At 57.9% G+C, this 12,465-nt stretch carries 14 protein-coding genes; 11 read left to right on the top strand and 3 right to left on the bottom strand.

Annotation, left to right across the window (positions count from 1 at the left end):
- Positions 1-313 precede the first annotated feature (313 nt).
- The 3 genes from MLC70_RS05040 to MLC70_RS05030 all read left to right on the top strand — a co-directional run bounded on the left by MLC70_RS05040 (position 314) and on the right by MLC70_RS05030 (position 1,753).
- Positions 314-538, top strand: a complete 225-nt coding sequence (locus tag MLC70_RS05040; protein ID WP_075196060.1) for an addiction module protein — start codon at positions 314-316, stop codon at positions 536-538.
- On the top strand, positions 535-828 hold the full coding sequence (locus MLC70_RS05035; RefSeq protein ID WP_248181978.1) for a type II toxin-antitoxin system RelE/ParE family toxin: 294 nt from the start codon (positions 535-537) through the stop codon (positions 826-828). The genes MLC70_RS05040 and MLC70_RS05035 overlap by 4 nt, the downstream gene beginning before the upstream one ends.
- Positions 829-1,063: 235 nt before the next feature.
- Positions 1,064-1,753 carry a hypothetical protein gene (locus MLC70_RS05030; protein ID WP_248181977.1) on the top strand — a complete coding sequence of 230 codons (690 nt, stop codon included), beginning with the start codon at positions 1,064-1,066 and terminating at the stop codon, positions 1,751-1,753.
- Positions 1,754-2,349: 596 nt separating this feature from the next.
- On the opposite strand, the gene MLC70_RS05025 is transcribed toward MLC70_RS05030, so the two are convergent.
- Positions 2,350-2,667, bottom strand: a complete 318-nt coding sequence (locus MLC70_RS05025; protein WP_248181976.1) for a CcdB family protein — start codon at positions 2,665-2,667, stop codon at positions 2,350-2,352.
- On the bottom strand, positions 2,667-2,912 hold the full coding sequence (locus MLC70_RS05020; RefSeq protein ID WP_248181975.1) for a type II toxin-antitoxin system CcdA family antitoxin: 246 nt from the start codon (positions 2,910-2,912) through the stop codon (positions 2,667-2,669). The genes MLC70_RS05025 and MLC70_RS05020 overlap by 1 nt, the downstream gene beginning before the upstream one ends.
- A 156-nt stretch (positions 2,913-3,068) precedes the next feature.
- On the opposite strand from MLC70_RS05020, the gene MLC70_RS05015 reads away from it, so the two are divergent.
- From MLC70_RS05015 to MLC70_RS04980, 8 genes are all read left to right on the top strand, one after another.
- A complete protein-coding gene (locus MLC70_RS05015; RefSeq protein WP_248181974.1) occupies positions 3,069-3,524 on the top strand; it encodes a hypothetical protein in 456 nt (151 codons plus the stop codon).
- A gap of 280 nt (positions 3,525-3,804) precedes the next feature.
- A complete protein-coding gene (locus MLC70_RS05010) occupies positions 3,805-4,722 on the top strand; it encodes a hypothetical protein (protein WP_248181973.1) in 918 nt (305 codons plus the stop codon).
- A 162-nt stretch (positions 4,723-4,884) separates the two neighbouring features.
- On the top strand, positions 4,885-5,727 hold the full coding sequence (locus MLC70_RS05005; protein ID WP_248181972.1) for a methylated-DNA--[protein]-cysteine S-methyltransferase: 843 nt from the start codon (positions 4,885-4,887) through the stop codon (positions 5,725-5,727).
- An 84-nt stretch (positions 5,728-5,811) separates the two neighbouring features.
- Complete coding sequence (locus MLC70_RS05000; protein ID WP_248181971.1) at positions 5,812-7,242, top strand: AsmA family protein; 1,431 nt, start codon at positions 5,812-5,814, stop codon at positions 7,240-7,242.
- Positions 7,243-7,428: 186 nt separating this feature from the next.
- Positions 7,429-8,067 carry an esterase/lipase family protein gene (locus MLC70_RS04995; RefSeq protein WP_248181970.1) on the top strand — a complete coding sequence of 213 codons (639 nt, stop codon included), beginning with the start codon at positions 7,429-7,431 and terminating at the stop codon, positions 8,065-8,067.
- A 124-nt stretch (positions 8,068-8,191) separates the two neighbouring features.
- On the top strand, positions 8,192-9,034 hold the full coding sequence (locus MLC70_RS04990) for a foldase protein PrsA (RefSeq protein WP_248181969.1): 843 nt from the start codon (positions 8,192-8,194) through the stop codon (positions 9,032-9,034).
- Positions 9,035-9,041: 7 nt separating this feature from the next.
- A complete protein-coding gene (locus MLC70_RS04985) occupies positions 9,042-9,965 on the top strand; it encodes a lipase secretion chaperone (protein ID WP_248181968.1) in 924 nt (307 codons plus the stop codon).
- Positions 9,966-10,056: 91 nt separating this feature from the next.
- A complete protein-coding gene (locus MLC70_RS04980) occupies positions 10,057-10,347 on the top strand; it encodes a YkgJ family cysteine cluster protein (RefSeq protein WP_248181967.1) in 291 nt (96 codons plus the stop codon).
- Positions 10,348-10,379: 32 nt separating this feature from the next.
- Here the strand turns inward: MLC70_RS04980 and MLC70_RS04975 are convergent, their stop codons facing one another.
- Positions 10,380-12,440, bottom strand: a complete 2,061-nt coding sequence (locus tag MLC70_RS04975; RefSeq protein WP_345799534.1) for a TRAP transporter large permease subunit — start codon at positions 12,438-12,440, stop codon at positions 10,380-10,382.
- Between the last annotated feature and the right edge of the window lie 25 nt (positions 12,441-12,465).

Genomic DNA, 12,465 nt, shown 5'->3' with positions numbered 1-12,465 from the left:
GGCCTACGGCTACCGGGATAACGACTACTTCTTTCTGAAGATAAAAGCAGCATTTCCCGGTAAAGCGCGATGAACCTTTTTTTATGCCTTCAGAAAAGCCCCCCGCATAGGCAAAGCCAGGAAAACGCCCGGAACTTATTGACCTTATGGGGTTTTCTTCCTAGTTTTGGGGAATCGTTGAATTGAGATATGAGTCAGGGGAAAAGTGATCATTGGGACTCATATACAAACGTTAAAGCGAAAAAACCGAGTCGTGGCACCCGGTACTCATCCGTGTCAAAATTGAGTAATACGCGAACGAGAGGTTTCTTCCATGAATCTCCAGAAAATTGAAGACGAGGCGCTACATCTCCCGAAAGAGGAGCGAGCCCAATTGATCCAGCGACTGGTGTTGAGTCTGGAGTCTCCGTCAGAAGAAGAACTCAGGTCAGATTGGTTGCTTGAGGCCCGCCGTAGAGGCGAAGAGCTCGATAATGGCTCAGTTCAGGCCGTGTCCGGTGAAGATGTCATGAGGAAGGCTAGAGCACTGATCAAATGAACTATTCGTTTCACCCGGCAGCGGAAGCCGAATTCCTGGAATCAGTTGGTTATTACGAATCAAAAGTTCCGGGATTGGGTGGTGCCTTCATAGAGGAATTTGAGGCCCTGGCCAATTTAGTTGGCGAGTCACCAAAAGCCTGGCAAGTTGAGTTGCAGCCAGATATTCGTAGCGCGCCCCTTCACAGATTTCCGCTATCCATCGTTTACCGAGAGAAACCTGATGGTTTTCAAGTTCTGGCGGTTGCCCATGACCGGCGGCGTCCGCAGTACTGGCTTGGCAGGCTTTAACAATCGGCTGCACAGCGACCGCTTTTCCGCCGCTTCGCGGCTCCAAACCGGCGCGTGAGCCGGGCGTTATGCGGTTCGGCATTAGCCGGCAGGTTTGCTTGTCGTTCCCGCAGGGTGTTTCGACACAAAAGTCTGTACATTGCCCACAGTGCACATTTTCAGATCCAGTGAAGCTGCTTGGGACGGTGAAATCTCGCAAGTTCCAAAGTTCGAGGGTCCGCCAAAGTGAGCTGTGATGAAGGGCAGCAGGAACATCAAACGCCAGGGAGAAGTACTTTTGGCTAATGTCCGTTTTGATTTTACGTTCAGCGTGCCCCAGTCAGCTGCCATGCGGGTGTTGTTGAAGCAGTTCATTGGCTATACAGGCTACTTTATGACTGCTTTGGCCGCCGCCGTCTGGATGGCTCTGGGGCTGTTTGTCGTTGCTCTGTTCTCACAAAACGCTGTTATCGCCATTCTGGAACTGTTGGTTGAGTGGGGTGGTCATGTCTTCGCGCCGATGAAAGAGGGCGGGCAGTTGGTTTTCGGTACCGACCAAACCCAGCTAGGCGACAACGACGTGAATGGCTTGCAAGCTGCGCTCTCGGTCGTGGCGAGAGTTTCCCTGGTGCTCTATGTTCTGGGTGCCGTGGGGAGGGGGATCTTCGGGAGGAAACTGTCTTTGACCCGGTCCGTGAAGCTCGCACTTGTTCGGCGAGCGTCTCTCGTTGTATTCGTGGCAATTCCGTTCAGTAGCGTACTGCGCTTCGAGTCTGGTGTGGGGCCAGACTCTTTCTTTATTGCCGCGTTTCTCGCGGTCTTTATCGCGCCGGCGTTGTTATTGAGTGGATACTTCTCCGTTTTCTGGAATCAAATGGCAATTCAGGCGATTCATTATGTGGATTTGGGTGGTGAGAATATCCCCACGTTACAGGTGGGGCGCTGAAGAGGCTCTGGAGCTACTACGAATAATGCATAACCAGCCGCTGTTGCCGAACAATTTTCCACCGCTTCGCGGCTCCAAAATTGCCGCACAGCTCCGCGTTACACCGCATGAATACAACTGAGTTCGTCGTTTACTATCTAATAGCGGTATCAGCGATCTTTTTGCTGATCTCACTAGTGCGTTTTTCTAAGCTGAAACCATTGTTTGGGGCCCGACAAACCTTGGCATTGGTTGAGCAGAATCATCGCGCTCGTCTGGACCGGTTGGTTCAGTTGGGAATCAGAATTGAAGGCAGGGGCCCTATACACTTTATCGCGCCTCCACCCTACACTCCCGACGAAGAATTGGAGGTTGGTGCCGAGATGGATGTTTGGGTTTCAGATGAACTTCCCGGTGTGGTCTTGAGCACAAAGCCTACCTTCTCGTCATTGGTGGGTCGGGCATTGTATCCAGCGGTCTGTGTCGCGTTCGTTCTTCTGATGCCCATCTTCTTCATTGTTCAAAGCCAATTCGATGGGGTGTAACAAGGCCAGTCACGGCGACGCCTACTACATTGAGGCTTCGCCTCCACTTCGTAGCCGCGCATGCTGGCGGCGTTAAATGCCGGTGATAGCCAGGTCCAAAGCTCCAACAATCTGGTCTCTGAAATGTGAGAGAGAGCCAATAGGGCTCTTGAGATGTTTTTCAGGCACGGAGGAAATTTGCGGAGTTAACAGCAACAGCTCCTGATCGGCAAAGCTGATTTCGGGAGTGAGCCCTTGCATGGCTTCGCCACCGAAGGCAGACCGTTTGCCCAAAGGGATAACAATGCGAGTGGCCAAATCGCTCAGAAGGCTGCTTTGAATATCCACCAGGTAAGGATAGTGAGCCTTGCTGATTTTGCTCGGGTTGGGGTACACATCAAACTGTGACATCAGAACTCCCTGAATTCGTCGCCGAAGCATCCATGTTGTTCGACGAAATCGTTGTAGCTTTTTATCGCAGCGCGATTCTTTTCAACCCATTGAGCGGCTTCGCGTTTCGAAAGCTCTTCTTTTAGAGCTCGTTCCAGGGTGGCAGACAAGTTAATGTTCAGTTCCCGGGTCTTACGCAGTAGATCGCTGTTGATTGAGAGGTTCGTTGCTTTTTTTGGCGCGGCTGAATTGTAGAGTTCGGCCATGGGGCCTCCAGGTAGCTTTTTAATCCACAACCCGAGTCTATGCGCATCAAAATGCGCATGCAATCATTGAACCAATGGCTGTTGTCGGACGTGCCTACGCTGGCGCTCTGGCACGCCGCAAAGCCAGAGCGTTAATTTCAAGGAGACCATCAGCACATGGAAGTAAGCCCTCAAGAACGCCTCATTGCTGGAACGGTGCCACTGGTCAGCTTGATCATTTTCTACACTTATTTCTGGCTGTACGTACCGTTGGTGGTTCTTTTCCTGCTATCGGCTCGTCGTTTCGATTTCACCCAAAGCAAGATGACTCTCCTGAAGGTCATGGATCTTTGGCTATCAACATTTGTTTACCTCATGCTTTTGGCGGCACTGGCTGTAGGGATTCGTATTGCGGTTCGTGACGCAGGCACGAGCATCCCTTACCTTTCAGACGATGGCCTCAACAATATTTTCATGCTGGTGGGTATGGGGCTGAGCATCCTTGCAACCGTTTCTCTTTCCGTCGCTGGGTTTCGCGGAAACGATCTGAAAATTCCGGGTTTGATGCGGCCCTTCGGGTATTGGAGCGGGCGCCATACTGCAGCTGAGGCTCAGGGTTGCCTGAGCGAATAGAAAGCCGGGAGCGATCAATGAAACCCGATTTCACAGCGCCCTGGTTGTACCAGCGAATGATCTGGGGTGGGTTATGGGTGCTGCTGGTTGTGTTTCCTTCAATGAACAAGGGTGTATTGGTATGTGGCCAGTTGTTCCCATCACGGCCATAATTAACGAGTCAGGCCAGCGGATGCGTGAGACGCTCCGCAGCCTTCCGTAGGGTTGCACCTGGCCGAGTCGCTTGGTGTCTCAGGCGCTGTGATTGGTATGGCGTTAACCCCTTGCGAGGATCTATCCAATGCACAGGCGCACCCCGGCGGCCGTTGAATCACCTCTCTTTAAAGGCCTGCTGGGGGCAGTGGTTGTATTGCTGGGCCTGATGGAAAACGCAAAAAGCCAGGAAAACACCGAATCACGGGAGGTCGTTGAATGGCTGGCCCCCTACTTTCCGCCCTTTCACAAGCATCCAGACAGGGGCGACTTTGGCTATTTCGACCAACTGCACAGTGAACTGATCGAAGGGTTGCCCGAGTACGATCATCGATTCACTCAGGCAAACTATTCTCGGATCCTGTACAACGCGAAACTGGGCAGGTCATTTTGTTCACAGGCACTGATCAAAACCCCGGAAAGAGCGCCTTTCTTTCACTTTTCCCGACCGATTATTCCCATGCTGTCACAGGGTTTGATCGTCCGCACAGACGCATTGCCCAGGTTGCCCGGCGATCAGTCTGACCCCAACCGGCCGGTCAGCCTGGTTGCCGTGTTGAGCTCCGGATTTGGCCCTATCGGGTATCTGAAACATCGCACTTACAGTAAACCGGTGGACGATCTACTGCGGACCTACGAGGAGGACAACCCGGAGAATACTGACTTGTATGGCAGTGCGAGGACCAACGAAGTGCTGGCTGGCATGCTTCTGACCGGCAGACTGGTAGCCATACTGGGCACCGCCTCCGAAGTGGATCAGTTAACACCCGACCAGAAGGCCAGTAAGGCTTTCACCTTCAGACCGCTGACCGAGACGCCGGAATACAGCCAACTGCATTATGCCTGCACTCGGGATGACCGGGGCCGGGATATCATCGAATTATTGAACGTAAGATTTACCGAACTCAAGGTGCAATCCCGGGCAAAGGAACTGTATCAGTCGACGTTGAGCGGAGCCTCCGCCGAGCGCTACGAGTCGGTTTACCAGCGGTTTATGGCCAGGTAGCCGGCCTGGCGAAATCCAACGCGAGTGGCGTTCTGCCCCGCTGCTGCGGACACTTCTGAAAACGGGCACAAGCTGCGATACCGCAAGATTCGGGTCGGCAGTCAGCGCCGGGCCTATTACGATAGCGAGTGCCCCCATAAATCGTGATTGAGAGATTGCGCCATGACAGACTACGACAGAATCGCACGCGCCATGGCGTATCTTGTCGCTCATGCCCCGGAACAGCCCGGCCTGGAAGAGGTTGCCGCCCATGTGCATTTGAGTCCGTTTCACTTTCAGCGGCTGTTCTGTCGGTGGGCCGGCACCACACCTAAGCGCTTCTTGCAGGTTCTTACACTGGAACGTGGCAAGACCCTGCTGGCTCAGACCCGCTCTCTGCTCGACGCCTCACTTGAACTCGGGTTAAGCAGCAGTTCCCGGCTGCATGATCATTTTGTGCAGCTGGAAGCGGTTACCCCCGGCGAGTACAAATCCCAGGGAAAGCAGCTTGAGATCGAATACGGCGTGCATCCCAGCCCACTGGGGCCGATGTTTGTGGCTGTCACGCCGCGCGGTGTGTGCCGCGCGGAATTCATGGACTTTCAGAACCTGGACACGTTGCTGGCGAGTCTGCAAAGGGCCTGGCCGCTCAGTGTCATTCGGGAAAACCCCGAGGCACCGCGCCGGGTGATCGAGGCGCTTTTCGGCAGCGATGCGGGGTCGGTGCACCGGCCACTGTCGCTCCACGTTGGCGGCACCAATTTCCAGATCGCAGTGTGGCGGGCCCTGTTGCACATACCTCCGGGCGCGCTGGCCAGCTACGCTCAGATTGCGCGCGCGCTGGATGCCCCCAACTCCGCACGCGCGGTGGGTAACGCCATTGGCGCGAACCCGGTGGCCCTGCTGATACCCTGTCACCGGGTTATTCAGCAAAGTGGCGCGCTGGGCGGGTATCGCTGGGGTACCGGCAAAAAACTGATGGTTCAGACCTGGGAGCGGTTAACTCAGGAACCCGCCGGGGTCTGAGAAAAAGCGTTGCGCAGATCGGCGAGGTGTTTCTAAACTGGATGAGATGCAACCTGCAGGGCAGCACGACAGGGAGGTCTGACGATGCCAATCGGCAATCATCCATTTCGGAACGTGGTCAGGATCGTTCTGGCGCTGGTCGCGCTGCTGATTCTGGCCGTGGCCCTGGCGGCCTGGCTGCTGATCGACAGCGACCAGATCCGGCAGCAACTCGAAGCCCGGCTCAGTAAATCCCTCGGCATGGAGGTGCAGATCCATCGTTCGCCGCGACTCAGCCTGCTGCCGGGGCCCGGCGTGGCTGTCGAGAAACTGGAAGTACGCCACCAGGACCGGGCCGTGGCCACGGCAGAAAGCCTTCGGGTCGGGTTTGCCATCACCCCGCTGCTGAGGGGCACGCTGCAGCCTGAGACCGTGCACCTCGATCAACCGCAACTGACCGTCGAGCAGAACCGCTCGGGTGAATTGAACCTCGCCCGACCGGATCCCGGGCAGCTCGGGGCCCTCTCGCTCCAGCAGCTGCGGGTGACCGATGCCCGCCTCCGGTATCAGGACCGAACCACAGAAACCAACTGGCAGATGGCGCAGTGCGATGTGAACCTGCACGTCCTCCGCCATGGCGGAGGGACGGTTGATCAGGTGCTGGCCACGCTCGCAGCCGAAGGCGCCATGCAATGCCAATCGCTCAGCAGGGACCGGTTCCGGCTTTCTGACCTGTCGGTCGAACTGAAGGGTGACCAGGGCGCGTTCACTCTGGATCCGCTAACCGCAGTAGCGTTCGATGGGGCGCTGTCGGGGCGAATCGCAGCGGATTTTTCGGCCGGCCCACCCACCCTTCGGATTGAGCAGCGGCTGGACGGGTTCGATTTCGGCGCCTTCATCCGGCTGTTGAATCCGGATCAGCAGGCCACCGGCAAGATCGATCTTGAGCTTGACCTGCAGGCCGCTGGCGCGTCCTTGCCAGCGCTACGACATAGCGCCAGCGGCAAACTCACCATGAGCGCCACCGAACTGACCTTTCAGGGCTATGATCTGGATGAGCAGCTGGAAGATTACACCGAAACCCAACGCTTCAACCTGATCGATGTCGGGGCCGTGTTTCTGGCCGGGCCGGTGGGGCTTGCCGTGACCCGGGGCTACGCGTTCACCGGTTTACTGGCAGGCAGTGAGGGCAGCACCACCATTGAACAGATGGTGTCGGAATGGGCCATTGAGGCCGGTGTGGCCCGGTCTCGTGACGTGGCCTTCCGCACCCCGAAACACCGCCTCGCGCTGAGCGGTGGCCTCGACTTTGGCAACGCCAGCTTCCACCACCTGAAGGTGGCGGTGGTCGACTCCGAAGGGTGTGCGGTGGTTGAGCAACAGATCACCGGTCCGTTCCACGACCCGAAAATCGACAAGCCCAATGTTCTGGTGGCGGTAACCGGACCGATGCTCAACCTGGTCGAGCGCGGCGTGCAAGCCGTCACCAACAACGACTGCGCTCCCTTCTACACCGGCGCTTTGCCACCCCCCTGATTAGTGAACCAGGTCACATCCTCGTCAGGATCACCCATACGGGTGATGGCTGATGCCGCGAGCACTGGTCTAAATTTGATCAACCGGAGTGGCACCGAGCCCCTCCGGTGAGACTATTTCGTGGCTGTAGTTTCAACGTTTCCAAAGCCCAACACGTTAAAAATAAATACAACAAAGGACAACACCATGATCAACCCCATCAAAAAGCTGTCCATGCTGGCCTTGCTGGCATCGTTGCTCTTCGCCGGCTCTGCCCAGGCGGCCTGCAACGCCGATCCGATCGTGTTCGTTCACGGATATTCAGGCTGGAAGTCGCAGTTTGACATGATGATCAACCGCTTCAAGAACGACGGCACACCGGCCTGCGCCCTGTACAAGTTCGGCTACAACAGCCTGGGCAAGAGCAACAAGACCAGCGCCCGGGAGCTGAAGGCGTTCGTCAACAACATCCGCCCGAACCACGGCTGGCGAAAGGCCAAGATCATTGCCCACTCCAACGGGGGCCTGGTCTCACGCTGGTACCGGGTATTCGAAGGTGGCTCTGCGGCAACCAACCGCCTGGTCACACTCGGTACGCCCCACAAGGGCACGGCCTGGGCCTACGGCTGCTGGAGCCCGGCCTGTTCCGAGATGCGTTACAATTCCTCGTTCCTGCAGTCTCTCAACGGCCGCGGGTGTGATGTGTCCCTGTGGTCCGCCCTTGATGAGATCATCATCCCGCAGACCAATGCAAAGTGCGGAAACAGCCTCCGTACGTCCAGTGTGGGTCACCTGACGCTGATGGTCTGGAAAGGCGTTTACGACGACGTCAGGCGTTTCCTGTAATTCACGGCGCGTTGCGCTCTGATTAACGCACTTCAGGACAGGGAATTCCGGGTGAGCAAGCCAGGCAAACTGGCTTGCTCATTTTCGTATGGGAGCCGTCCCCTTTTCCAAGTTGAGGCGATGAATGAACAAACTGATGTGGCCCCAGGCGCTTGGCCTTCTGCTGGTTTTTGCCGGTTGCCTGCAGGCGGACGAGCAACACCAATCCACCCATCAAGTCCATACCGAAGACCCGGAGGTGTTCGCCACGGTCAACGGGACGCCGCTGGGGGCGAATCTCTACCACTTCCTGCTGGGTTCCCGGGCGCAGGACACCACCGAAAGACAGGCCTACGACGACGGCTTTGATGCCGAGATGAACCGCCAGCAAACGGCCAAAGATCTGGTGATGACGGAGGTGCTGGCGCAGCAGGCAACCCGGCAGGGCCTGCACGAGTCCGAGCGGGTTAAAGTGGAAATGGCGATGGCCGAGAAAACCCTGCTGGCACAGCTGTACGTCAAACAGCTGATGGCCGCCATCGAGATTGACGAATCCGACATACGCCAGTACTACGATAAGCAACGCGAGCAGGCCATGTACCGCTTCATGATCTGGCGCACCACCGACCCGGACCGTGCGATGAAGTTCCTCAGCGCCCTCAAAGCCGGTAACGATGCAGGCGCCAGCGATGCAGACGTGATCGAGACGCCCTGGCTGCGGGATACTGACATTGCGCCGGAAGTGAACGCCATCGTCCGGCAGCTGGCGGTGAACGAATTTGCCGACGACCCGGTGTTCCAGGATGGCTACTGGAAGGTGGTTCAGGTAATTGACAAGCAGGTCATGGCGAAGCAAAGCTACGAGGAAGAACGGGAGCTGATCCGGGCGGAGCTGGTGAGCCAGAAGCTGGACAAGAAACTTGGAGAACTCGCCGACAACGCCTCGATCGTGTTCAACGATCAACACGTTACCCGACCCACGGACTAAAAGAACCATGGCGGCAAACAGCGGGTCAGCGATAATACGGTCAGGCGTCACCCTGCTTGGGGTCGGCAGTGTCTGCCTGCTGCTGACCTACGTCTTTTTTGCCGCGCCGGAGCGCGATAACCGCGCGGTGCAACCCGCCCCCGCTGTAACGCCTCAAACGGCTTCTCTGAACCCTGCCGACCGCCGGGAGCCAGAGAACAAAGCCGAGACCGCGCCCCCAGTCTTTGCAACGACGACCGGCGACCAAGGTACAGAAGACGCCGCTGCTCAACCGGCATCCAGGTTACAGGAAGCAGAACTCGAACACCTGCGCGAGGTGTTTCAGAACAGCGTCGCGCCGTCATTCCAGTACGACTTCACGCTGGACCGGGAGGGCCGTGCCGCCATTGATGCCTTCGTGGCCAGCATGCCGGAACACCTCGGCCGCGAAGACCTCGACACACTCTCCAGTCTGATCGAACGGGAGCTCTCCACAGCGGAAGCGGAAGACCTGGCGTTCATCATCACCCACCTCTATGGCCTGGAACAGGCGGAGGCTCGCCTGATGAAGGACCTTGGGCCGGTCACCACCATGGCTGACCAGCAGGAGGCCCAGGCGCGGCTCACTCAGTTGCGTGAGGAATGGTTCGGACCGGAGCTCTCCGCCCGGCTGTTCGCAGACACCGATGACGGCCAACCCGAAAACGGGACCGCTGCTGACGATAGCACCACAGAGCGCGGTGCGCCCCAGACGGAAGCGCAGGCCGAGCTGGCAGAGTTCGAGAACGCGTGGGCACAGCGCTACCAGGCGTTTCAGGCGGAAAAGCGCCTGATCGATAACGCCGGCCTGGACCAGGCGGAGAAAGACCGGCAGATTGAGATCTTACTGCAACAGCACTACGCACCCGGAGAGCGGGACGCGGCAAGGGCGTTTGACCAGCAACGTCCATAGTGGCGCGCCAACGGTCACGCACCCGCCCCGGCGTTTTGATAGGATGGCGAACACTGAAGCCCCATGACGACCGTGAGCCGATCCCGTATTCATGAAGATTCCCCTGAAAAACGTAACCGCCCCGGACATTTCCTGCTCGAACTGCGAAGCCTGTTGCTGCCGTCTCGAAGTCATGATCATTTCCGATACCGGGGTTCCCGAGCGACATATTGCGTTCGATGAATGGGGCGGTGAAACCATGAAGCGACTAGCCGATGGTTGGTGCTCGGCCCTGGATCGGGAAACCTTCCTGTGCACCATCTATGACAACCGGCCCTGGATCTGCCGGGAGTTTGAAATGGGCTCTTATGAGTGCCGTGAAGAAAGGGCTGCAATGCGGTAAAACGTCCGGAGCATGGCAGCCCAAATATACTGTCAGGCGTAGAACAGCAGCGGCACGAACGCCACCAGCACCAGCGAGATGCCCATGGCGATCAGCGGCATGATGATGCGCTCGTGGCGTTGATAGAACGTACCCTCCTCCTGCTGCGCCGCCAGCACTTCCGCTTCGCCCACCACTTGTCGGGTCAGCAGGTGGTTGAGCGCCACCGGCGGGCTCAGGTAGCCGAGCTCGAACGCCACCAGGGTCACCATCCAGAAGTGAATGGGGTGAATACCGCTGTTGTAGGCAATGGTGGCCACGGTGGCCGTGACCAGGATCACCGCGCCAAAAGCGTCCATGATCATGCCGAGGATCACCAGGATAACCACCATCAGCAGCATGGCCGACCAGGCGCTATCAAAGGCCTGAGGGAAGGCTTCCATGATGTGGGAGCGTTCGATCACTCCACCGATGCTGACGGAGAGGCCCAGCAGTAACAGCAGCGCACCGATTTCGGCGGTGGTGTCGTTGGTGGCGGAGCGCATGCTGCGCTCCAGGCCCTGATGGTGAACCTCGCCGCTGGCGCGCGCTTTCCGGTTTTTCAGGGTGACGTGTTCGTACACCAGCAGGGCCAGCATGATCACCGGCAGCAACCGTGGCGCGGAGAATTCGTCCATCTTCACATCCAGTGCGAAGCGGTACACCAGCACCACACCGGTGATCACCAGGGCATAGGGAATCAGTGGGCGAAGCGCCTGCATCATCGCCGGAAAGGCCTGCGAAGACGGCGCCAGATTGAACTCGCTCTGGCGGTTCACCGTCAGCGCGACCATGGCAAACATGGTGGCGGTGAGCACGAACACCCAGATGCCCCAGCCAAAGAGCTCGTCGGTGGTCACTTCACGGTTCAGGTACGCGATCACCACCACCAACAGGCAGGGCCGCAACACCACACCCAGGGAGCCGGACATGGCCGTGGCGGCCAGAGCCAGATGACGCCTAGCACCGGCGGCACGCAGTTCACTGTAGATCACCGCACCGGCGGCGATGACAAAAATACCGGAAGCACCGGTGTAGGCCGTGGGTATGGCCGCCACCAGCACGGCCACCAGCGCCAGCATCTCCGGCGGCATCTTCCACGGCCGGAACACATTGAACACCAGCGTGGCCAGGCGGGTTTGCTTCAGCATCATGCCGACCCAGACATAGAGCCCGACATTGAGGAACATGTCGGACAGCTCCATCATTTTGCCCAGATAGATACCAATGCCGGAGGCATGACCGATCAGCGCAAAATAGGTACCGGAGATCAGGCACATGACCGTGTACAACGGCACCGCCAGCATGGCCTCGTTCAGGCTGCCGCCTGGCCGTAGATCGTCAGGTACACGAATCAGCCGGAACAGACTGGCCAGGGTGAGACAGGCGAAGCCGGTAATCCACAGGTTATGGAGCAGCAGTTCCTCGCCAGACATCAGCGTTTCACTGGCCATACTGGATTGCCGGAAGATCACGCTCGAGCCCAGCAGCATGGCGTTGGCCACGGTTTGAAAGGTGTGGGAAACGGTGTAATCGAGGCGGGTTTCCATGGCCCGCATGGCGATGTGATGACGGGTCAGGGTCGCGGTGACGGCGCACAGCATCACCAGAATCACCAGGATAAAGCGCTGCGACTCCAGGCCAAAGGCAATCAGGTCCGCCACGAACAGTTCCACCGCGCGGTAAGCTTTGACCCCGGGCGTCAGTTTGTCCGTGAGATCCTCGTAACTGGCGAAGCTGGCCTGGCAATTCGCCACCGAGCGTTCGATGGCCAGGCGCACGTCGGCCGGGTCTTTCTCGACCGAGCCCAACAGAGCCGCCATGGGATCCGCGGCGCTGTCATCCGCCAACTCCTTCTGCACCGCTGCGTCTATATCCCGGCCGGGATCACAGGTTGGTTGTACGGGGTCCATGCGGAGTTTGTAATAGCCACTCCACAACTGCTCCCCACCCCGCAACATCTGGTTATGGATGTCACTGCTGGTGGAAAACAGCACCACCGACAGCAGCAGCAGACACGCGGGCAGAGAGGAGAGCCACTCCAGCCCGCTGCGACGAAAACCAACCTGAGACACAACCGCGCGTTCTGAAGGCATAGTG

The organism is Marinobacter goseongensis (assembly GCF_023156235.1).
Lineage (GTDB): Bacteria > Pseudomonadota > Gammaproteobacteria > Pseudomonadales > Oleiphilaceae > Marinobacter > Marinobacter goseongensis.
Note: the sequence above shows the minus strand (reverse complement) of the source record. Positions and strands in the feature narration are given on the sequence as shown.

Excerpts from the sequence above, each read along its gene's own strand:
- MLC70_RS05040 (WP_075196060.1), top strand. The coding sequence starts at position 314 with ATGAATCTCCAGAAAATTGAAGACGAGGCGCTACATCTCCCGAAAGAG.
- MLC70_RS05035 (WP_248181978.1), top strand. The coding sequence starts at position 535 with ATGAACTATTCGTTTCACCCGGCAGCGGAAGCCGAATTCCTGGAATCA.
- MLC70_RS05030 (WP_248181977.1), top strand. The coding sequence starts at position 1,064 with ATGAAGGGCAGCAGGAACATCAAACGCCAGGGAGAAGTACTTTTGGCT.
- MLC70_RS05025 (WP_248181976.1), bottom strand. The coding sequence starts at position 2,667 with ATGTCACAGTTTGATGTGTACCCCAACCCGAGCAAAATCAGCAAGGCT.
- MLC70_RS05020 (WP_248181975.1), bottom strand. The coding sequence starts at position 2,912 with ATGGCCGAACTCTACAATTCAGCCGCGCCAAAAAAAGCAACGAACCTC.
- MLC70_RS05015 (WP_248181974.1), top strand. The coding sequence starts at position 3,069 with ATGGAAGTAAGCCCTCAAGAACGCCTCATTGCTGGAACGGTGCCACTG.
- MLC70_RS05010 (WP_248181973.1), top strand. The coding sequence starts at position 3,805 with ATGCACAGGCGCACCCCGGCGGCCGTTGAATCACCTCTCTTTAAAGGC.
- MLC70_RS05005 (WP_248181972.1), top strand. The coding sequence starts at position 4,885 with ATGACAGACTACGACAGAATCGCACGCGCCATGGCGTATCTTGTCGCT.
- MLC70_RS05000 (WP_248181971.1), top strand. The coding sequence starts at position 5,812 with ATGCCAATCGGCAATCATCCATTTCGGAACGTGGTCAGGATCGTTCTG.
- MLC70_RS04995 (WP_248181970.1), top strand. The coding sequence starts at position 7,429 with ATGATCAACCCCATCAAAAAGCTGTCCATGCTGGCCTTGCTGGCATCG.
- MLC70_RS04990 (WP_248181969.1), top strand. The coding sequence starts at position 8,192 with ATGAACAAACTGATGTGGCCCCAGGCGCTTGGCCTTCTGCTGGTTTTT.
- MLC70_RS04985 (WP_248181968.1), top strand. The coding sequence starts at position 9,042 with ATGGCGGCAAACAGCGGGTCAGCGATAATACGGTCAGGCGTCACCCTG.
- MLC70_RS04980 (WP_248181967.1), top strand. The coding sequence starts at position 10,057 with ATGAAGATTCCCCTGAAAAACGTAACCGCCCCGGACATTTCCTGCTCG.